The organism is Jannaschia rubra (genome assembly GCF_001403735.1).
Lineage (GTDB): Bacteria > Pseudomonadota > Alphaproteobacteria > Rhodobacterales > Rhodobacteraceae > Jannaschia > Jannaschia rubra.
Map to the genome: position 1 here is coordinate 238,979 of NZ_CXPG01000014.1, position 19,470 is coordinate 258,448.

Consider the following 19,470-nt stretch of genomic DNA (forward strand, 5'->3'; position numbering starts at 1 on the left):
CCATGGCCGACACGCTGCTGAGCATCCGGGACCTGAGGCTGGAGGGGCGCGCCGAGCGGGGATGGGTGCCGATCCTGAAGGGGGTCGACCTCGACCTGAAGCGCGGCGAGGTGCTGGGGCTGATCGGGGAGTCGGGGGCCGGCAAGTCGACGCTGGGCCTTGCGGCGATGGGATACGTGCGCGACGGCACGCGGTTCGCCGGCGGCTCCGTCACCTTCGACGGGCGCGACCTCCTAAAGCTCTCGCCCCGCGAGCGGCGCCGGCTGCGCGGCAACCGCATCGCCTATGTCGCGCAGTCGGCGGCGGCGAGCTTCAACCCCGCGCACCGGCTGATCGACCAGTATTCCGAAGGCCCGGTCATCCACGGCGTCATGTCGAAGGCGCAGGCCGAGGCCGACGCGCGCGAGCTTTACGCCAAGATGCGGCTGCCCGACCCCGACCGGATCGGCTTTCGCTATCCCCACCAGGTCTCGGGCGGGCAGTTGCAGCGCGCGATGACGGCGATGGCGATGGCGAGCCGTCCCGATCTCATCGTCTTCGACGAGCCGACGACCGCGCTCGACGTGACCACGCAGATCGAGGTGCTGGGCGCGATCCGCGACATCGTGGCCGAGTTCGACACGGCGGCCATCTACATCACCCACGACCTTGCGGTGGTCGCGCAGATGGCCGACCGCATCAAGGTCATACGCCACGGCGAGGAAGTGGAGGAGGCCCCGACGCGCGAGATGCTCGCCGCCCCGCGCGAGGACTACACCCGCTCGCTCTGGGCCGTGCGGGAGTTCCGGGCCGATCCCGCCCCGGCACCCGCGCCGGACGAGAAGCCGGTGCTGTCGGTGTCCCATGTCACCGCCTCCTATCGCACCGGGCCGGCCGTCCTGCAGGACGTCACCTTCGACATCCACCCGGGCCGGACGCTTGCGGTGGTGGGAGAGAGCGGATCGGGCAAATCCACCGCCGCGCGCGTCATCACCGGCCTTCTGCCGCCGGATGGAGGCGAGATCCGGCTCGGGGGCGAGGTGCTGCCCCCGCGGCTGGCCGACCGGTCGCGCGAACAGCTGCGCCGGGTCCAGATGATCTATCAGATGGCCGACACCGCCCTGAACCCGCGTCAGACCCTGCGCGAGATCGTGGGCCGCCCGGCGCGGTTCTATCGCGGGCTGCGGGGGCGCGACCTCGACCGCGACATCCGGCAGTTGCTGGAGGATGTGGAGCTCGACCCCGACGAGTTCATCGACCGCTACCCGGGGGAGCTTTCGGGCGGGCAGAAGCAGCGCGTGGGCATCCTGCGCGCGCTGGCCGCCCGGCCTGACGTCATCATCTGCGACGAGGTGACGTCGGCGCTCGACCAGATCGTCGCGGACGGCATCCTGCGGCTGCTGAAGCGGCTGCAGGTCGAACACGGCCTCTCCTACATGTTCATCACCCACGACATCGCCACGGTGCGCGCCATCGCGGACCATGTGGTCGTGATGCAGAACGGGCATGTCGTCGAGCAGGGGCCGAAGGCCGAGATGTTCGCGCCGCCGCACGCGGCCTATACCGACCTGCTGCTGTCGTCGGTGCCGGAGATGGACCCCGACTGGCTGACCCGTCGGCGCGGGGAGATGCGGGCATGAGCCGCGTGACCGACCCGGAAGTTCTGGCCTTCATCCGCCGGACCGAGGAAAGCTATCCCGGCGACAGCAACCAGGCGAGCGCGGCCGAGAACCGGCGCAACTATGACGCGATGTGCGCGGTCTTCCACCGGCCCCACCCCGCGGGCGTCACCGCCGCCGACCGCACGCTGGGCGGCGTGCCCTGCCGCATCTACGAGCGGAGCGACCCCGTGGCGGGGACCGTCCTGTTCAGCCATGGCGGCGGCTTCGTGGTGGGCGGCCTCGACAGCCACGACGACGTCTGCGCCGAGATTTGCGCGGCCACGGGGCGGCGGGTGGTGTCGGTGGACTATCGGCTGGCGCCCGAACACGTCCATCCCGCCGCGCTCGACGACGTGACCGCCGTCTGGCGGGCGCTCGACGGGGAGGGGCCGCGGCTCGCCTGCGGCGACAGCGCGGGGGGTAACCTGACGGCGGCGCTCTGCCTGCGGATGCGACGTCTGGGAAGCCGGATGCCCGACGGCGCCGTGCTGATCTATCCGGGCCTTGGCAGCGACATGACCGCGCCCTCCTTCGATCTGAACGCCGAGGCGCCCCTGCTGCGGCGCGAGGACCTGATGGCCTACAAGGGCGTCCATGCCCCCGCCGACAGCACCGACCCGGAAGCACGGCCCCTGCTGGCCCGCGACCTGACCGGCCTGCCGCCCATGTTGATCGTCACCGCCGACGTGGACCCGCTGCGCGACGAGGGGACGATGTGGAACGATGCGCTCCGCGACGCGGGTATCACGTCGACCCTGCGAAACGACGCGCAACTGGTGCACGGCCACCTGCGGGCGCGACACATGTCGAAGCGGGCGGCGGACAGCTTCGCCGCCGTCTGCGACTGGCTGGCGCGCTGAGGCGGGTCAGGGCGCGGTCAGCGACTGGCGGATGACGCCAGACAATCCGGTCAGCCGGTCGGCGAGCGGCGTCGTCCGGCGCCAGATCATGCCCACGGTGCGGGCGGGCTGAGGGTCGGGGAAGCGGTCCACCACCACCGGCGCCGACCGGGTTTCCACCGGGACCGCCATTTCCGGGATCAGCGTCACGCCGATGCCCGCCCCCACCATCTGCACCAGCGTGGACAGGGTCGACCCGTCCAGCCCGTGCCGGGGGCGGGCGGAGGCCATGTCGCAGAACGACAGCGCCTGATCGCGGAAGCAGTGTCCTTCCTCCAGCAGCAGCAGGCGCATCTCGTGCAGGCGGTCGCGGGGCGGCATGGGCTTGCCCCGGTCGCTGTCGGGGCGGACCAGAACGAAGGATTCCGAGAACAGCGGCGTCTCGACCAGCGACGGCTCGGACACCGGCAGGGCGACGATGGCGGTGTCGAGCAAGCCGTCCGACAGCTCCTCGATCAGGCGGGGGGTGATCGTCTCGCGGATGTCGAGGTCGAGCGCGGGATGCGCCCGCGCGAGCCCCCGCACCAGACGCGGCAGCAGGTAGGGCGCGATGGTCGGGATAATGCCCACGCGCAGGCGCCCCGTCAGCCCGTCCTGCGCGGCGCGGGCGAGGTCGCCGAGATCGTCGACGCGCCGCAGGATGTCGCGCACGCGCGGCGCGAACTCCTGCCCGAAGGCGGTGGGGCGCACCTGCCTCGGCCCCCGCTCGAACAGGGGCAGGCCGAGCGAGGCCTCAAGCTCCCTGATCTGGACCGAGAGGGCGGGCTGCGAGATGGCGGAGGCTTCGGCGGCGCGTCCGAAATGGCCGTGGCGAAGCAGCGCCTCGAAATATCGCAACTGACGCAGGGTGAGGCTCTTCATAGGCGCAGGTTATCGCGCGCATATGGAAATGCAACTTATACCAATCGCAGCCATCTGCTAGGCTGGGATCATCCCGGCGCCCAATGTGGCGCCAAGACCCCCGACATGCAGGAGATCATCATGGACGGAAGCGACAGCAGCGGCGGGAAGTGCCCCGTCATCCACGGCGTCACCCTGCATGCGACCAACAGGGCGCGGGGCAATCGCGACTGGTGGCCCAATCAGCTCAACCTCAAGATCCTGCACCAGAACGCGCCGGCATCGAACCCGATGGATGCGGATTTCGACTATGCCGAGGCTTTCCGCACGCTGGATCTGACGGCGGTCAAGGCCGACCTGACCGCGCTGATGACCGACAGCCAGGACTGGTGGCCTGCGGATTACGGCCATTACGGCCCCTTCTTCGTGCGGATGGCCTGGCATTCGGCCGGCACCTACCGCACGGCCGACGGCCGTGGCGGCGCGTCGTCGGGCAGCCAGCGGTTCGCGCCGCTGAACTCCTGGCCCGACAACGGCAACCTCGACAAGGCGCGGCGCCTGCTCTGGCCGATCAAGCGCAAGTACGGCAACGCGTTGAGCTGGGCGGACCTGTTCATCCTGGCGGGCAACGTGGCGCAGGAGTCCATGGGCCTGAAGATGTTCGGCTTCGCCGGCGGGCGGGAGGATATCTACGAGCCCGAGGAGGACATCTACTGGGGCACCGAGGACGAGTGGCTGGGCACCAAGGACGCCCGCTACGATACCGGCGAGGACGGCAAGGGCCGGTTCCTGGAGAACCCGCTCGCGGCCGTGCAGATGGGCCTGATCTACGTCAATCCGGAGGGGCCGAACGGCAACCCGGATCCCCTCGCCTCGGCCTATGACATCCGCGATACCTTCGCGCGCATGGCGATGAACGACGAGGAGACGGTCGCGCTGATCGCGGGGGGCCATACCTTCGGCAAGGGCCACGGCGCGGGCGACCCCGCGCTGATGGGCGCGGAGCCGGAGGCCGGCGGCATGGAGGACATGGGACTGGGCTGGAAGAACGCCTTCGAGACCGGGCACGGCGCGCATACCACCACCTCCGGCATCGAGGGGGCCTGGACGCCCACGCCGACCACCTGGGACATGACCTATTTCGACACGCTGCTGGGCAACGAATGGGAACTGACGCGCTCGCCCGCAGGCGCGAAGCAGTGGCGGCCCGTGGACCGTGCGACCGACGACCTGGTGCCCGATGCACACGACCCGGACCGCCGCCATGCGCCCATGATGACCACGGCGGATCTGGCGCTGAAGCTCGACCCCGACTACGCGCGCATCTCGAAGCACTATCACGAGAACCCGGACGTCTTCGCCGACGCCTATGCGCGTGCCTGGTTCAAGCTGACCCACCGCGACATGGGGCCGAAGGTCCGATACCTCGGGCCGGAGGTGCCGGAGGAGGATCTGATCTGGCAGGACCCGATCCCCGCCGCGGATCACCCCCCGATCGACGCGGCCGATGTGGCCGACCTGAAGGCGCGCATCCTGTCGAGCGGCCTGTCCACCGCCGATCTGGTGGGCGTGGCCTGGGCCTCCGCTTCGACCTTCCGGGGGTCGGACAAGCGGGGTGGGGCGAACGGCGCGCGGGTGCGTCTGGCGCCGCAGAAGGACTGGCCGGTCAACCAGCCGGAGGTCCTGTCGCGGGTTCTGGACGTGCTGGAACACATCCGTGCGGATTTCGGCAAGCCCGTGTCGCTGGCCGACCTGATCGTGCTGGGTGGCACCGCGGCCGTGGAACGCGCCGCGCGCGAGGCCGGGCACGACATCGACGTGCCCTTCACCCCCGGCCGGGCCGACGCCAGCGCCGAACAGACCGATGCCGAAAGCTTCGAGCCGCTGGAACCGAAGGCCGATGGTTTCCGCAACTTCCAGTCGGAAACCTTCAAGGTGTCGCCCGAGGAGCTGATGGTCGACCGGGCGCAGCTCCTGACCCTCTCGGCGCCCGAGATGACGGTGCTGGTCGGCGGGTTGCGGGTGCTGGGCGCCAACGTCGGCGACAGCCCGCACGGCGTCTTCACCGATCGGGTCGGGCAACTCAGCAACGACTTCTTCGTCAACCTGCTGGACATGGGGACCGAGTGGAAACCCATGGGTGAAGGCGCCACCACCTACGAAGGCCGCGACCGGAAGACGGGCGAGGCGAGATGGACGGGCACGCGCTGCGATCTGGTCTTCGGGTCCAATTCCCAGCTGCGCGCGATCTCGGAGGTCTATGCCCAGGACGATGCGGCCCCGAAGTTCGCCCGGGATTTCGTCGCCGCCTGGACCAAGGTGATGGAGCTGGACCGCTTCGACCTGCACTGAGGGCGAAGGCATGACGGGGGCGCGGCCGGATCATGGCCGCGCCCCTTTGCCGTGTCAGCGGTTCAGCATCAGGTCGGGCAGGAAGGTCACGATCTGCGGAAAGGCCACGATCAGCACGATGGAGAACAAAAGCAGGCAGAGGAACGGAAAGGTCGCCAGCGCGATCTCGCCCACGCCGCGGCCGGTCATGGATTTCAGCACGATCAGGTTGAACCCCACGGGCGGCGTGATCTGGGCACATTCGATGACGATGACGGCGTAGATGCCGAACCAGATCGGGTCGATGCCCGCGGCCTGGATCATCGGCAGGACGACGGAACTCGACAGCACCAGGATCGAGATGCCTTCGAGAAAGCACCCGAGGATCAGGAAGAACACCGTCAGGACGAGGATGAGGCCGGTGGCCGAGAGGCCCATCCCGGCGACCCAGGCGGCCGCCACGCGGGGGATGTCGGCGAAGCCCACCGCGACGGACAGCACCGCCGCGCAGGCGATGATGAACGCGATCATGCAGGAGATGCGGGTGGCGGACATCAGGCTTTCGCGGAACATCGCCCATGTCATCGTGCCGTTCAGCATGGCCAGAAGGAAGGCGCCCAGGATGCCGATGGAAGCTGCTTCGGTCGGGGTGGCCAGGCCCGCGTAGATCGACCCGATGATGGCCACGATCAGCCCCACCACTGGCAGCAGGTCGCGCGACGCACGCAGCCGGTCGCCCCAACCGGCCCGCGGCGGCAGGTCGCCCCGCCGGTCGGGATTCAGCCGCGACCAGAGCGCGATGTAGCCCGAGAAAAGCACGATCAGCATCAGCCCCGGCACGATGCCCGCGATGAACAGGCGCGCGACCGACTGCTGCGCGACGACGCCGTAGACGATCATGATGATCGACGGCGGGATCAGCAGACCGAAGGTCCCCGCCCCCGCCAGCGACCCCACGATCATGCGCGCGTCGTAGTTGCGCGCGGTCAGTTCAGGGATGCTCATGCGGCCCACGGTGGCGCAGGTGACGGCCGACGAGCCCGAGACCGCCGCCATGACGCCGCAGCCCACGACGTTGACATGCATCAGCCCGCCGGGCAGGCCCGCGACCCAGGGCGAAAGACCCCGGAACAGGCTGGACGACAGGCCCGAGCGCATCAGGATCTCGCCCATCCAGACGAACAGCGGCAGCGCCGTCAGCGCCCAGTTCCAGGAGGCGTCCCAGATCGTCGCCGACACGATGGAGCCGGGGTCGAGCGGCACGAAGAAGGCGAAGACCGCGATGCCCGCCGTCAGAAGCGACAGCGCGATCCAGACGCCCGACCCCAGCAGCACCAGAAGAAGGACGATCAGGACCAGCGAGGCGAGGGTGACGGTCTCCACCGCTCAGTCCACCGTGCCGTCGATGTTGGTGGCATAGCCCGGTGCCTGGCCCCGGATCACCAGCGTCGCTTGCTCCGCGATGGCCACCGTCAGGACCACCAGGCCGAAGGCCACGCCCGATTGCGGGATCCAGAGCGGCATCGCCACCATGCCGGGGCTGAGGTCGCCGAAGTCATGGCTTTGCAGCGTGAACAGCACCATCTGCCAGGCGGCATAGCCGGTCACGCCCGCGGCCAGGGCGCAGCACCAGATCTCCACCGCGCGGCGCAGATGCGGCGGGGCGAACTGCGAGACGAGCGAGATGCGGACGTGGCCGCCGTTGACGAAGGTGTGCGCCAGCGCGAGGAAGGTCGAGGCCGCGAGGCAGAAGCCCGCGATCTCGGTCGTCTCGATGGCCATGCCGATCTGCCGCGCCACGATCTGCCACAGCGTCACGACCGCGATGGCGGCAAGGAAAGCCGCCGCCGCATAGCCGCAAAGGGTATAGAGCGCGTGCAGCCCGCGCCGAAGCATCCCCTGCCCCATCAACCGCCGGAGGCCAGATAGGCGTCGAGGACGGCACGTTCCTCCTCCGATGCCTCGGCGCGCCATTCCTCGATCATCTGCGTGCCGATTTCGGCCAGCGCCGCCTGCAACGCTTCGGGCGCGTCCGAGACGTTCATGCCCTCGGCGCGCAGACGCTCGGTGCTTTCCTCGCCCGCGGCCTTGGACATTTCCCAGGCGCGCTCGGTCATCCGCTCGCCCGCCGCCACGATCTCGGCCTGCAGGTCCTCGGGCAGGGCCTCCAGCGCACGGGTGTTCACGATGATGCCGTTCTTGTTGTGCATCGACCCGGTGTAGGTGAAGTCCGAGACGTAGTCCCACGCCTGGATGTCGTTGCCGGTCTGGGCGGAGGTGAACAGCGCCTCGATCAGACCGGTGGAGAAGGCCTGCGGCACCTCGGCGAAGGGCAGGATCGTCGCCTGGAACCCCAGAAGGTCGCCCATCCGCTGCGTCGCCTCGGAATAGATGCGGAGTTTCACGCCGTCGAACTGATCGACGCTCTCGACCGGGAAATCGGTGTAGAACCCCTGTCCGGGCCAGGGCTGATAGGCGATCACCTTCATCCCGTCCTCGCCGAAGACGCGGTCGAACCAGGGCTTCTGCGCCTCCATCAGGCGGATCGCGGCGTCGTAGTCGCTGGCGACGTTGGGCAGGGAATCGAGCGTGAACATCGGGCTTTCGTTGCCGTAGACGCCGAAGCGGATCTCTCCCATCTGGATCTGACCGGCCTGCACCGCACGCCGGATCGCGTCGAGCTTGATGAGGTCGCCGTTGGAGCGCAGGTCGATCCTGAGTTCTCCGTCGGACGCCTCCTCGACCTCGTCTATGAACAGGCGGATGTTCTCGGTGAAGAAACTGTCCTCGGGATAGCCCGAGGCCATGATCCACGTCGTCTCGGCCACTGCCGTCAGCGGCAGAAGGGCCAGGCCGAGGCCGGCCGCGATTGTCCTGAATGTCGTCATGTCTGTCCTCCCCAGGTGTCGACGCGGCCAGTCTGCGGCGATTTTGCCCGTCAGTCTAGCGCCGCGACGCTCCGGGCCACCACATGCGGGGGCCGCCGCGGCGGGCGCGGGGGGGCGCGAGCGACGCGCGCATCCGCAGGTCGGCGGGCAGTTTCACGGCCTCTGCCGGGGCGCCGTCGCGCACCATCCGCGCCAGCACCCGCGCCGCTTCCGCCCCCATCTTGCGATGGGGGACATGCACGGTGGTCAGCTCAGGCACGGCGACCTGCGCCAGTTCGATGTCATCGAAGCCGGTGATCGACAGGTCGCCCGGAACGTCCAGCCCCATCAGCCGCGCCTGCCGCAGCGCGCCCACCGCCAGCACGTCGTTGCCGCAGAGGACGACCGTCGGCGCCCGGTCGCGCGCCATGAGTTGCGCCAGCGCCCGGCCGCCGTTGTCGATGCCGTAGGGCGTGACGATCACGGTAAGGTCCGCGGCGTCGAGCCCGGCGGCGGCCATCGCCTTACGCACTCCCGCGACGCGCTCGGCCGCCCTGTCGTTGCCGACGGTATCGGCGGAAATCATCGCCAGCCGCGAATGCCCCATCTCGATCGCCCGATCCGCCAGCGTCCGCATGGCAGCGCGGTTGTCGAAGCCGACCGATGGGTGCGCGGCATTGGCATCGAAGGCCCAGGTCACGAGGGCGGGGATGCCCCGTGCATCGAGGAAATCGCGGATGCGACGGTCGCGTTCATGCCCGATGAGCAGAAGCCCGTCGGCACCGCGGGCGACGAGGGTGCGGATCTGCTCCTCCTCCTCCGCGGCGCTGTAGGCGGAGGAGGCGACGAGGAGGGTGAAACCTTCTGCCCGGAGCCCGTCCTGGAACGCTTGCAGGCCCCGGGCGAAGATCGCGTTCTCCATCGTGGGGATGATCGCGCCGATGGTGTTGGTCCGACGCGCCGCCATCGCGCGCGCCCCGAAGTTTGGCGAATAGCCCAGGTCCGCGACCGCCTGCATCACCCGGTCGCGGGTGGCGGCGGCGACGCGGTCGGGGAAGTTCAGCGCGCGCGACACGGTGGCGGTCGAGACGCCGGCGCGGGCCGCCACGTCCTGAAGGGTGGGCGTCGTCAGGCGGGGAGCATCGGTCGGGGCGCGATCCATGGCGGAGCCTGAACTTCGTTTCGGGTCGCCCCATGTAAGGGCTTGCACGAATCCGGTGCAAGCGCTTACATCGCCCCATCGGAATCGTTTCGTGACGGGAGGAGACACGCCGGGTGCCTTTGCTGATCGCCGTTTTCCTGTTTTCGGTCTTCGTGCTGAACGTCGTGTTGGGGTCAACCTCCGGCCGGGCGTTCCTGGGGAACGTCGGGGAAATGCTGATGCTGCTGGGGGCGTCGGTCGCGTTCGTCGTGGCGATTCTGCGAAGGGAGGCTGCCGCAGACCGCGCCGCCCGCCAACGTCCGCAGGGAGGGCAGGACAATGGATGATCAAAAGGACACCCCGACATCGGCCGCGCGCCGCAATTTCCTGAAACTGGCCGGCAGCGGCAGCGTCACCGCCGCCATGGTCGCGGGCGCCGCCGGAACGCTCTGGTCCACGGAAGCCGCCGCGCAATCCGCCAACGAGGAGCGCGAGCGCGAGGCCGCGGCCGAACACGTGATGACGCTGGCCACGGAATATCAGCCGAACGCCGATCGCGGCTATCCGCTGATGCAGCTCGACCTGAAGGAGAACATCCAGAACACCACCGCCGGGCGCGTATACGTGCGTCTGGCGCCCGGCGGGCAGCTGGGCGTCGGCGGGGAGCTGGTGCAGAAGGTCCAGTCGGGCACGATCCAGGCGGCGCAGCACTCGCTGTCGAACTTCGCGCCCTTCGCGCCGGCCATCGACCTCATCAACCTGCCGTATTTCTGCGGCTCGAACCAGCGGTTCACCAACCTCGTGGCTTCCCAGGCCTGGAAGGACGAGGTGCATCCCAGGGTCGAGGCGTCGGGGTTCAAGCCGCTCCTCTACATCGTGATCGACCCGCGTGTCGTCGCCGTCCGCAAGGGCGGACGGGGGCCCGTGATCGCGCCGTCGGACCTGTCGGGCGTCAAGTTCCGGGTGCCCGGCTCGCAGATGCTGCAGCAATACTACAGCATGGTCGGCGCGAACCCCACGCCGGTCGCCTGGGGCGAGACCCCCTCGGCCATCCAGCAGGGGGTGGCCGACGCGCTCGACCCCGCGGTGGGGGCGCTGTTCGTTTTCGGGTTCAAGGACATGCTGTCGCATGTGACCTTCACCCAGGCCGTGCCCGACAGCCAGATGTATTCGTGCAACCTCGAATGGTTCGAGAGCCTGCCCGACGACATCCGCGAGGGGATCGAGTTCGCGGCCGAGATCACCACGCAGCAGAACCGCGCCAAGGTTCCCGCCGCCCGTGCCTATGCCCAGTCGCAGATGGAACAGGCGGGTGTGGAGTTCCACACCCTGACCGGGGAGCAGATCGCCGTCTGGCAGGAGGCCGGCGGCTATCAGCGCCCGGAATGGGACCCGTTCAAGGCCGACCTGGCCGGGTCGATGGAGGCCTTCGCCCGGCTGGAGGAGGCTGCGGGCACACAGGGGCCGCTGATCGTCCACGACGCCTGACGGGGCACGACCGGCCCGGGCACGACGTCCGGGCCGGAGCGACACCTGGAGGGGGCGGCCATGCTGCGCGGAATCGACGAAAATCTGGAGAGATGGGCCCTGCTGGTGTTCTACACCATGCTGGTCGGCACCATGGCGATCGAGGTCGTGCGCCGCGAGGTCTTCGCCTATTCCTCGATCTGGGGCGAGGAGGTGGTGCGCTATTCCTTCATCTACCTCGCCTGGATCGGGGCCGCCGCCGCCGTCAAGGAACGCGCGCACATCCGCATCGACGTGGCGTTCCATTACCTGCCGCCGCGGGGCAAGGCGCTGCTCTACATCTTCGGCGATCTGGTGATGTTCGGCGTGGCGATCCTGGCACTCTGGTGGTCGTTCGACACGGTCGAGGTAAGCTGGCGCTTCGGATCGGTGACGGAGGGCCTGCGGGTGTCCAAGGTCTGGGCGCTCGCCGCCGTGCCCATCGGTTTCGCGCTGGTCGTCCTGCGCCTCATCCAGTCGTTCCTTCGGGACGTCCGCGACCTGCGACAGGGCCGCGACGTGTTCGAGGGCAACGTGCTCTACGACTGAGGGGGCGGGATGCTCTGGCAAACCCTCGAGACCGCGACGGTCGAACTGGGATGGTCGTTCTACGGCCCGGTGCTGATCTTCGTGATCCTCTGTGCGCTCGGCGTGCCGGTCTGGGCCGCCATCGGCGCCTGCGCGGCGGCGCTGATCTGGTGGTCGGGGGCGGTGCCCATGTCGCTTCTGGGGGAGTCGCTCTTTTCCGGCATCGACGCCTTCGCGCTGACGGCGGTGCCGCTGTTCATCCTGACGGGCGACGTGCTGGTGCGGACGGGCCTGTCGCGCAAGTTCCTCGACGTGGCCGAGGCGCTGACCTGCTGGGGGCGGGGCGGCTTCGGCTCGGCGACGGTGCTGGTCTGCGGCATCTTCTCCGCGATCTCGGGGTCGGACGCGGCAGGGGCTGCGGCGGTCGGGCGCATGACCATCGCGCGGCTGGTGGAATCGGGCTATCCGCGCCCCTATGCCTGCGCGCTGGTGGCGGCGGGGGCCTGCACCGGCATCCTGATCCCGCCCTCCATCGCCTATATCATCATCGGGCTGGTGCTGGGCGTCTCGGCCTCGACGCTGTTTCTCGCCGCGCTGATTCCGGGCATCCTGATCCTCGTGTCGATCCTGGTGACGAACACCGTCGTCAACCTGCGCCATGGATACGAGGGCGGCGGCAACCTGTCGATGCGCGCATGGCTGACGCAACTGGGTCGCGCCCTGGCGAGCGGGTGGTACGCATTCCTGGTGCCGGGCATCATCTTCTACGGCATCTTCTCCGGCCGTCTCACGCCGACCGAGGCAGGGGCCACGGCTGTGGTCGTCACAATCGGCCTGGGCTTCATCCTCGGCACGCTGCGCCTGTCGGACTTTCCGTCGATGCTGGTGAGTTCGGCCAAGGTGAACGGGGTCATCCTGCCGATCATCGCCTTTTCCCTGCCGCTGGCGCAGGCGCTTGCCATCATGGGGGTGCCGCAGGGGTTCGTGGGCGCGGTCACGTCGCTGACCGAAAACCCGGCGCTGCTGATCCTGCTGATGATCGGCATCCTGATCGCGGCGGGCTGCGTGATGGAGACGACGCCCAACATCGTCATCCTGGCGCCGCTGCTCAAGCCGCTGGCCGACAACATCGGGATGAACGACCTTCAGTTTTGCGTGATGATGATCACCGCCCTGGGCGTCGGGTTCATCACGCCGCCCCTGGGGCTCAACCTCTTCGTGGTCTCGGGAATCACCGGCGAGTCGATCCTGCGGATCGCGGGACGGGCCGTGCCCTTCGTCTTCTTCATGCTGCTCGTCGTGCTGCTGATCGCCTATGTGCCCGCCGTCTCGACCATGCTGCTTCCCGCCGTTCACAGATAGGACCCCGCCATGGCACGCGAATACCTCAAGAAGGCGTCCCTTCATTCCACCTCCGACGCTACGGACGTGACCGCGACGGTGCAGGAGATCCTGTCGCGGATCGAGGCGGGGGGCGATGCCGCAGCACTCGACTACGCCGCACGCTTCGACCGCTACGACGGGCCTGTCGTCCTGTCGGCGGAGGATATCGCCGCGGCCTCCGCGCAGGTGCCCGACCGGTTGAAGGCGGACATCGCCTTCGCCCACGACAACGTCCGCCGCTTCGCCGAGGCGCAGAAGGACACGATCCGCGACACGGAGATCGAGATCCTGCCGGGGTTCGTCGCGGGGCAGAAGGCGATCCCTGTGGATGCGGCGGGGTGCTATGTTCCGGGCGGACGCTACAGCCATGTCGCCAGCGCCATCATGACGGTGACGACCGCGCGGGTGGCGGGGTGCCGGCACGTCATGGCCTGTTCGCCCCCCCGCCCCGGCGTCGGCGTGGCCCCGGCCATCGTCCATGCGGCGCACGTCTGCGGGGCCGACACCATCCTGGCCATCGGCGGGGTGCAGGGGGTGGCGGCGATGACCTTCGGACTGTTCGGCCAGCCGCGCGCCAACATTCTCGTCGGCCCCGGAAACCAGTTCGTCGCCGAGGCCAAGCGCATCCTGTTCGGGCGCGTGGGCATCGACATGATCGCGGGGCCGACCGACAGCCTGATCCTGGCCGATGCGACCGCGGACCCCGCCATCGTGGCCGCCGACCTCGTGGGGCAGGCGGAGCATGGCTACAACTCGCCCGTCTGGCTCGTGACCGACGACCGCGCGCTGGCGGAGCGGGTGATGGAGCTTGTCCCCGGCCTGATCGACGCGCTGCCGCAGGTGAACCGCGACAGCGCCGCCGCCGCCTGGCGCGACTATGCCGAGGTGATCCTCTGTTCCGACCGCAAGGAGATGGCCGCGACCTCCGACGACTACGCGCCCGAACATCTGACGGTACAGGCGGCCGATCTGGACTGGTGGCTGGAGCGGCTGACCTGCTACGGCTCGCTGTTTCTCGGCGAGGAGACGACGGTGGCCTTCGGCGACAAGGCGTCGGGGACGAACCACGTCCTGCCCACGTCGGGAGCCGCGTCCTACACGGGGGGCCTCTCGGTGCACAAGTTCATGAAGACGGTCACATGGCAGCGCGCCACCCGCGACGGCGCCCGCCCCGTGGCGGAAGCCACGGCACGCATTTCCCGGCTGGAGGGAATGGAGGGGCACGCCCGCACCGCCGACGTGCGACTGGCCAAGTATTTCCCCGACCGGACGTTCGACCTGTCGGCCGATGGCTGACGTCGCCCTGCCCAACCGAAAGGTCGCCCCGTCATGAAGGCCCTGATCTACGACGCGCCCGAGACGCTCGACTTCCGCAGCGCCCCCGACCCGGAGCCGGGGCCGGGCGAGCATCTGGTCCGCATCCATGCCGCGGGCATCTGCGGGTCGGACATGCACGCCTGGATGGGCCATGACGCGCGCCGGCCCGCGCCCCTGATCCTGGGGCACGAGGCGGCGGGCGTCATCGCCGGTGGCCCGCGCGACGGCGAGCGGGTGACGATAAATCCGCTGGTGGCCTGCGGCACCTGCGCGGCATGTGCTGCGGGGCGTGACAACCTCTGCGGTGCGCGGCAGATCATCTCCATGCCGCCCCGGCAGGGCGCTTTCGCCGAATGGGTGGCGATGCCGGACGCGAACCTGATCGCGGTGCCGGGCGACGTGACGCTGACCCGCGCGGCGCTGACCGAACCCCTGGCCTGCGGTTGGCACGCGGTGCGGCTGGCGCGGCAGGTGGTCCCCGATGCGGCGCGCGCGCTGGTGATCGGAGGCGGCGCCATCGGGGTCGGGTCCGCGCTGGCGCTGGCCGCGCAGGGGGTCGGTGACGTGACGGTCGTGGAGCCGAACGCGGGGCGGCGGGCGACTCTGGAGGCGATGGGCCTGCGCGCCCTCGCCGCGCCGGACGACAGCCTGTTCGACGTGGTGATCGACGCGGTGGGGCTGGCCGCGTCGCGCGCCACCGCCTCGGCCTGCGCGCGGCCCGGCGGGGTGATCGCGCACATCGGGCTGGGCGAGGATCGCGGCGGCCTCGACGTGCGGCGCATGACCTTGCAGGAGATCGCGTTCCTTGGGACCTATACCTATACCGCGCAGGATTTTCGCGACACCGCGCAGGCCATCTTCGACGGGCGGCTGGGCCCCCTCGACTGGATCGACCTGCGGCCCCTTTCGGAGGGGGCAGAGGCCTTCCGGGCCATCCGGATGGGGGATGTGCCGCATCCGAAGGTCGTGCTGATACCGGACGGTGTGACATGAGGGGGTCGGGCATGTACCGCAATATCCTAGTGCCCATGGCCCTGACCCACGGGTTCGGGGAAACGGCGCTGGACGTCGCGCGCCGCCTTCTGTCGGAGGGCGGGACGATCACGGCGCTGCATGTGCACGAGGCGCCGTCGGGGTCGGTACGGAATTATCTTGACGACGACATGGTCCGCGCGGCCCATGACGAGGCGAAGGCCACGCTGGATGCGCGGGTCGCGGACCAGCCGGATGTCACCCCCGTTCTGGTCACTGGAAACAGCGGGCGGGCGATCCTCGACGTGGCGGCCCGGATGGGGGCCGATTGCATCGTCATCGGCTCGCATCGACCGGGACTTCGGGATTATTTCCTGGGCTCCACCGCCGCGCGGGTGGTGCGCCATGCCCCCTGCGCCGTGCATGTGCTGCGACGGCCGGATGACGACTGATGAACAGACGCCGCAATGCGGCCAAGGATGCAGGAGAGAGCCAGACGTGAACATATCCAGCAAGATCGTGGACGATTTCGTCGCCAACGACATTTCGTTCGTCACCACGGTGCCGTGCAAGCAGCTCGGCGGCGTGATCGAGGAGGTCGAGGCGCGCCCCGAGATCCTCCACGTCCCCTCCAACAAGGAGGACGAGGGGATGGGCCTTTGCGCAGGCGCCTTCATGGGCGGCAAGCGGCCCGCCATCATCATGCAGAACACCGCCATCGGCGTGACGATCAACACGCTTGTGACGCTGACGCAGTTCTACCGCCTGCCCCTGCCGATGCTGATTTCCTTTCGCGGAGAGCTGAAGGAGCCGGTCGCCTGCCAAGCGGAGATGGCCGTGCACACCAAGCCGCTCTTGGCGCAACTGGGCATCCCGACCTATCATTTCCACCGGCAGGACGATGTCGAGGAGTTCGACGCGATCCTGAAATACACCTTCATGTGCAACAAGCCGGTGGCCATCCTGACGGATGCCACGTTCTGGGGAGGCTACTGATGATCCGTTCCGAAATCCTGCGAGAGATCGCCCCGATCCTGCGGCCCCATCTCGTCGTCTGCAACATCGGCCTGCCCAGCCAGGAGATGCACCTGATCGACGACCAGCCGACCAACTTCTACATGCTTGGCACCATGGGTCTCGCCTCGTCCATCGGGCTGGGCGTGGCGCTGGCGGAGGACCGGACCGTCATCTCCATCGACGGCGACGGGTCGGTGCTGACGAATCTGGGCACGCTGCCCACGATCGCCAACAACGTGGCTGACAACTTCATCCTGCTGATCGTGGACAACGGCTCCTACGGGTCGACGGGGGACCAGCCGACCTATGCCGGCAAGAAGACCTCGCTGGCCGAGGTGGCGCGCGCCTGCGGGTGCGAGAACGTCGTGGAATGCCGCGCCGAGGATACGGGGCAGGTCCTGCAAAAGGCGATCGACGCGGGCCGGATGACCGTCATCGTGAGCAAATGCGAGAGCGGCAACGTCAAGGTTCCCGTCATCACCATGGACCCGGTGGCGATCCGCGACCGGTTCATGCAATCGATGGCAGGCTGACGCGCCGTCAGGGGATGTCGCAGGGCGCCCCTGCCGTGCCGGTCCAGCGCAGGGCCAGCAGGGCGCCGTCCTGCCGCATCTCGGTCAGGTAGCCGCGCGCGTCGAACAAGGGCTGAAGCCGCGCGCCCCAGCCCGCCACCTCCCAGAAGTAGGGAGAGGTGACCAGAAGGCCGTCGGGGTGGCAGTCCAGCACCCGTCCCCAGCCTTCCGTCGATCCGACCACCGGGCGGCCGGTGCGGATGTCGTTGGCGAAATCCTCGGGAGGGATCAGCTCCGATATCCGGCCAGGCCCGAACAGGATGTCGTAGGGGCCGATGTGGGCCAGATGGTGCAGCTCCCGCGTGGTGGCGACATAGGGGGCGTCGGCCCAGTCGCCCAGAACCTCCTGCGCCGCGCGCCAGTCTCCTCGGGGCGGCAGACCTTGCCCCCTCGCCAGTTCCAGGCTGCGCCAGGCGAAGGGCGCCGTCAGCAAGAGCGCCGCGCAGGCCGCTCCGACGCCGATGGCCGTCGCGGGCCGCATCATTCCGAAGATCAGCTGCACGAGGCCCACCAGCCCGAGCGCCCAGATCGCGAACAGGAACGGCATGGCATAGGACAGGTAGCGCAGCGCCTTCATGCCGCCGAAGGAATGCGCGATGAAGCAGGTGCCGAAGACGGCCCCGCAATAGACGGCCAGCCGCGGTCGAAGCCAGAGTGCAGGCACCATCAGCCCCGGCGTCGCATACCAGAGCGGGCCCCAGGTCTGCTCCAGCTGGTCGAAGTAGAAGGTGCGGTAGTCGCGGAGGTGTTCGGCATGCTCCGGCGTCCAGCGGTAGAAGGCCACAGCCTTTTCGCCCAGACCGCTGAACACGACCACGGCGCCGCCCAGCATCAGCAGGGTCACGACGATCGCCCCCAGCACGATCCAGCCGCGCGGCCCGTGCACGAAGCGCCGGGCAAGCAGCATCGCCGCGCCGCCCAGCGATCCGGCGATGCCGATCGCCGTGCTGATCTGGAAATGGAGCGCCAGGGCCCAGAACCCCAGCGTGAGTGTCAGCAGGGCCAGCCGGGCGCGGGGCTGGGCGTCGAGCGCGATGTGCAGCGCCGCCGCCCCCGCCAGGAAGCACAGCCCCTGGACGGCGTAGAAGCGGACGAACTGAGCCTCCAGGATGCCCTGCGGCCAGAGGACGGCGAAAAGCCCGACGAGGATCGCGGAGCCCGTGCCCGCCACCCGCAGAAGCCACCAGACCAGAACCGCCGGAATCGCCACGCCTGCCGCGACCGAGACCAGCCGCGCGGCGGGCAGGCCCTGCGATCCGGTCAACTCGAAGACCGCCGCGACCATGCGGGTGAACAGGATCCCGCGCCAGTATTCGCCATCCATGATCCGCGGCAGGCCCACGTCGACAAGGCCCCGCGCCGCGAGCAGGTGATAGAACTCGTCGAACTCGCCCGGCGCGTCGAGAAGGCCCAGCCGGAAGGCCAGCGCCGCAAGAAGCGTGAGCGCCACCACGATGGTCGTGCGCTGCCGGTCCGTCGCGCCGGTCATGCACGGCCCCCATCCCGGTTGCGCGGGGACGGCGGCCCCCCTAGCGTCGGCCCCGGCGGAGGACCGGAGGGGCGATGCCGAACACCCTGGCCCACATGGGCGTGCAGGCCCTGGCGACACGCGCGGCGGTGCCGGGGGCGGCACCGGGGTGGATCTGGCTCGGCTGCATCATCCCGGACCTGCCGTGGATCGGTCAGCGCGCGGCGCGGATGCTGCTGCCGGATCTCTCGCCCATCGACGTCCGCCTGTTCGCAGTGGCGCAGAGCAGCCTGCTGTTCTGCCTCGTCGCGGCGGGTGCCTTCGCCTGCCTCGCGCGGCGGCCGGGACAGGTGTTCGCGGTCCTGTCGCTGGGCGCAGTGCTGCATCTGGCGCTGGATGCGACGCAGACCAAATGGGGCAACGGGGTGGTGCTGCTTCTTCCGTTCGATTGGCGGGTGGTGAACGCGGGACTCTACTGGCCCGAGGACTTGGCGACGCTGCTCCTGACGGTGCTGGGCGGCGGCGTGTTCCTCTGGGCGGCGCTGCGCTGGCGCGGGTCGGACCCGGGAGGCGCAGGACACCGCCGTCCATGGCCGGCGGCGGGGATGGCGGCGGTCTGGCTGCTCGGGCCGCTGGCCGCCATGGGCGCGCTGGAACGTGCGGGCGCGCATGGGGCCGACGTGCTGCGCGAGACGGATCGTCGGGAGGGCCGGGCCATCGCCTTCGATCGCGCCCGGCTCCTCCCCGATGCGGACGGCACTGCCCGGCTGCACGTCTGGACGGGCGAGGCGCTGGACATCCACGGACTGGCCACGGATCCACCGGCGGGCACGGTGTCCGTGCGTGGCCGCTTCACCGGGCCTGCCGCGCTGCGGGTCGAGGCGTTGCATGTCCACCGGGCGGGATGGCGCGATGCCATGTCGTACCTGGGCCTCGCGCTCGCGATGCTGTGGTGGATGGCAGAAGGTTTCCGGCGCATGCGGCATTGA

Annotated in this window: 19 protein-coding genes; 13 read left to right on the top strand and 6 right to left on the bottom strand. The window is 69.3% G+C overall.

Annotated features, from left to right (window positions below):
* The first annotated feature begins 2 nt into the window (after positions 1-2).
* Positions 3-1,619, top strand: a complete 1,617-nt coding sequence (locus tag JAN5088_RS07110) for an ABC transporter ATP-binding protein (RefSeq protein WP_055682108.1) — start codon at positions 3-5, stop codon at positions 1,617-1,619.
* Positions 1,616-2,500 (top strand): alpha/beta hydrolase, encoded by an 885-nt coding sequence (locus JAN5088_RS07115; protein ID WP_055682109.1) that lies wholly within the window; start codon positions 1,616-1,618, stop codon positions 2,498-2,500. Before JAN5088_RS07110 ends, JAN5088_RS07115 begins: the two co-directional genes overlap by 4 nt.
* A gap of 6 nt (positions 2,501-2,506) precedes the next feature.
* On the opposite strand, the gene JAN5088_RS07120 is transcribed toward JAN5088_RS07115, so the two are convergent.
* Positions 2,507-3,400, bottom strand: a complete 894-nt coding sequence (locus tag JAN5088_RS07120; protein ID WP_055682110.1) for a hydrogen peroxide-inducible genes activator — start codon at positions 3,398-3,400, stop codon at positions 2,507-2,509.
* 120 nt (positions 3,401-3,520) lie between these two features.
* Here JAN5088_RS07120 and katG point away from each other — a divergent pair, with 120 nt between their 5' ends.
* Positions 3,521-5,731 (top strand): catalase/peroxidase HPI, encoded by a 2,211-nt coding sequence (gene katG, locus JAN5088_RS07125; RefSeq protein ID WP_055682259.1) that lies wholly within the window; start codon positions 3,521-3,523, stop codon positions 5,729-5,731.
* A gap of 54 nt (positions 5,732-5,785) precedes the next feature.
* Here katG and JAN5088_RS07130 read toward each other — a convergent pair whose 3' ends face one another.
* Genes JAN5088_RS07130 through JAN5088_RS07145 form a run of 4 tightly spaced genes read right to left on the bottom strand, consistent with a single transcriptional unit; the run spans position 5,786 to position 9,739 of the window.
* On the bottom strand, positions 5,786-7,093 hold the full coding sequence (locus JAN5088_RS07130) for a TRAP transporter large permease (protein ID WP_055682111.1): 1,308 nt from the start codon (positions 7,091-7,093) through the stop codon (positions 5,786-5,788).
* Between the two features lie 3 nt (positions 7,094-7,096).
* Entirely contained in the window at positions 7,097-7,606 is a 510-nt protein-coding gene (locus JAN5088_RS07135) for a TRAP transporter small permease (protein WP_055682112.1), read from the bottom strand.
* A gap of 11 nt (positions 7,607-7,617) precedes the next feature.
* On the bottom strand, positions 7,618-8,598 hold the full coding sequence (locus tag JAN5088_RS07140; RefSeq protein ID WP_055682113.1) for a TRAP transporter substrate-binding protein: 981 nt from the start codon (positions 8,596-8,598) through the stop codon (positions 7,618-7,620).
* A 55-nt stretch (positions 8,599-8,653) separates the two neighbouring features.
* Positions 8,654-9,739, bottom strand: coding sequence for a LacI family DNA-binding transcriptional regulator (locus JAN5088_RS07145; RefSeq protein ID WP_055682114.1), 1,086 nt, complete (start codon positions 9,737-9,739; stop codon positions 8,654-8,656).
* A gap of 113 nt (positions 9,740-9,852) precedes the next feature.
* Between JAN5088_RS07145 and JAN5088_RS07150 the strand changes: the two genes are divergently transcribed.
* Genes JAN5088_RS07150 through comE form a run of 9 tightly spaced genes read left to right on the top strand, consistent with a single transcriptional unit; the run spans position 9,853 to position 16,974 of the window.
* On the top strand, positions 9,853-10,065 hold the full coding sequence (locus JAN5088_RS07150; RefSeq protein WP_055682115.1) for a hypothetical protein: 213 nt from the start codon (positions 9,853-9,855) through the stop codon (positions 10,063-10,065).
* Positions 10,058-11,206 (top strand): TRAP transporter substrate-binding protein, encoded by a 1,149-nt coding sequence (locus JAN5088_RS07155; protein WP_055682116.1) that lies wholly within the window; start codon positions 10,058-10,060, stop codon positions 11,204-11,206. Before JAN5088_RS07150 ends, JAN5088_RS07155 begins: the two co-directional genes overlap by 8 nt.
* Before the next feature lie 60 nt (positions 11,207-11,266).
* Positions 11,267-11,773 carry a TRAP transporter small permease gene (locus JAN5088_RS07160; protein WP_055682117.1) on the top strand — a complete coding sequence of 169 codons (507 nt, stop codon included), beginning with the start codon at positions 11,267-11,269 and terminating at the stop codon, positions 11,771-11,773.
* A 9-nt stretch (positions 11,774-11,782) separates the two neighbouring features.
* Positions 11,783-13,114: a TRAP transporter large permease gene (locus JAN5088_RS07165; protein WP_055682118.1), complete on the top strand. Its 1,332-nt coding sequence runs from the start codon at positions 11,783-11,785 to the stop codon at positions 13,112-13,114.
* Positions 13,115-13,123: 9 nt separating this feature from the next.
* Positions 13,124-14,431: a histidinol dehydrogenase gene (hisD, locus tag JAN5088_RS07170; RefSeq protein WP_055682119.1), complete on the top strand. Its 1,308-nt coding sequence runs from the start codon at positions 13,124-13,126 to the stop codon at positions 14,429-14,431.
* Positions 14,432-14,464: 33 nt separating this feature from the next.
* Complete coding sequence (locus JAN5088_RS07175; protein ID WP_055682120.1) at positions 14,465-15,445, top strand: zinc-dependent alcohol dehydrogenase; 981 nt, start codon at positions 14,465-14,467, stop codon at positions 15,443-15,445.
* Between the two features lie 11 nt (positions 15,446-15,456).
* Positions 15,457-15,876, top strand: a complete 420-nt coding sequence (locus JAN5088_RS07180; RefSeq protein ID WP_055682121.1) for a universal stress protein — start codon at positions 15,457-15,459, stop codon at positions 15,874-15,876.
* 46 nt (positions 15,877-15,922) lie between these two features.
* Positions 15,923-16,420, top strand: a complete 498-nt coding sequence (locus JAN5088_RS07185; RefSeq protein ID WP_055682122.1) for a decarboxylase — start codon at positions 15,923-15,925, stop codon at positions 16,418-16,420.
* Positions 16,420-16,974: a sulfopyruvate decarboxylase subunit beta gene (gene comE / locus JAN5088_RS07190; protein ID WP_055682123.1), complete on the top strand. Its 555-nt coding sequence runs from the start codon at positions 16,420-16,422 to the stop codon at positions 16,972-16,974. Before JAN5088_RS07185 ends, comE begins: the two co-directional genes overlap by 1 nt.
* 7 nt (positions 16,975-16,981) lie before the next feature.
* On the opposite strand, the gene JAN5088_RS07195 is transcribed toward comE, so the two are convergent.
* Positions 16,982-18,502, bottom strand: a complete 1,521-nt coding sequence (locus JAN5088_RS07195) for a hypothetical protein (protein WP_055682124.1) — start codon at positions 18,500-18,502, stop codon at positions 16,982-16,984.
* Between the two features lie 74 nt (positions 18,503-18,576).
* Between JAN5088_RS07195 and JAN5088_RS07200 the strand changes: the two genes are divergently transcribed.
* The gene (locus tag JAN5088_RS07200; protein WP_055682125.1) at positions 18,577-19,470 is read left to right on the top strand and encodes a hypothetical protein; all 894 of its coding nucleotides are present in this window, start codon (positions 18,577-18,579) and stop codon (positions 19,468-19,470) included.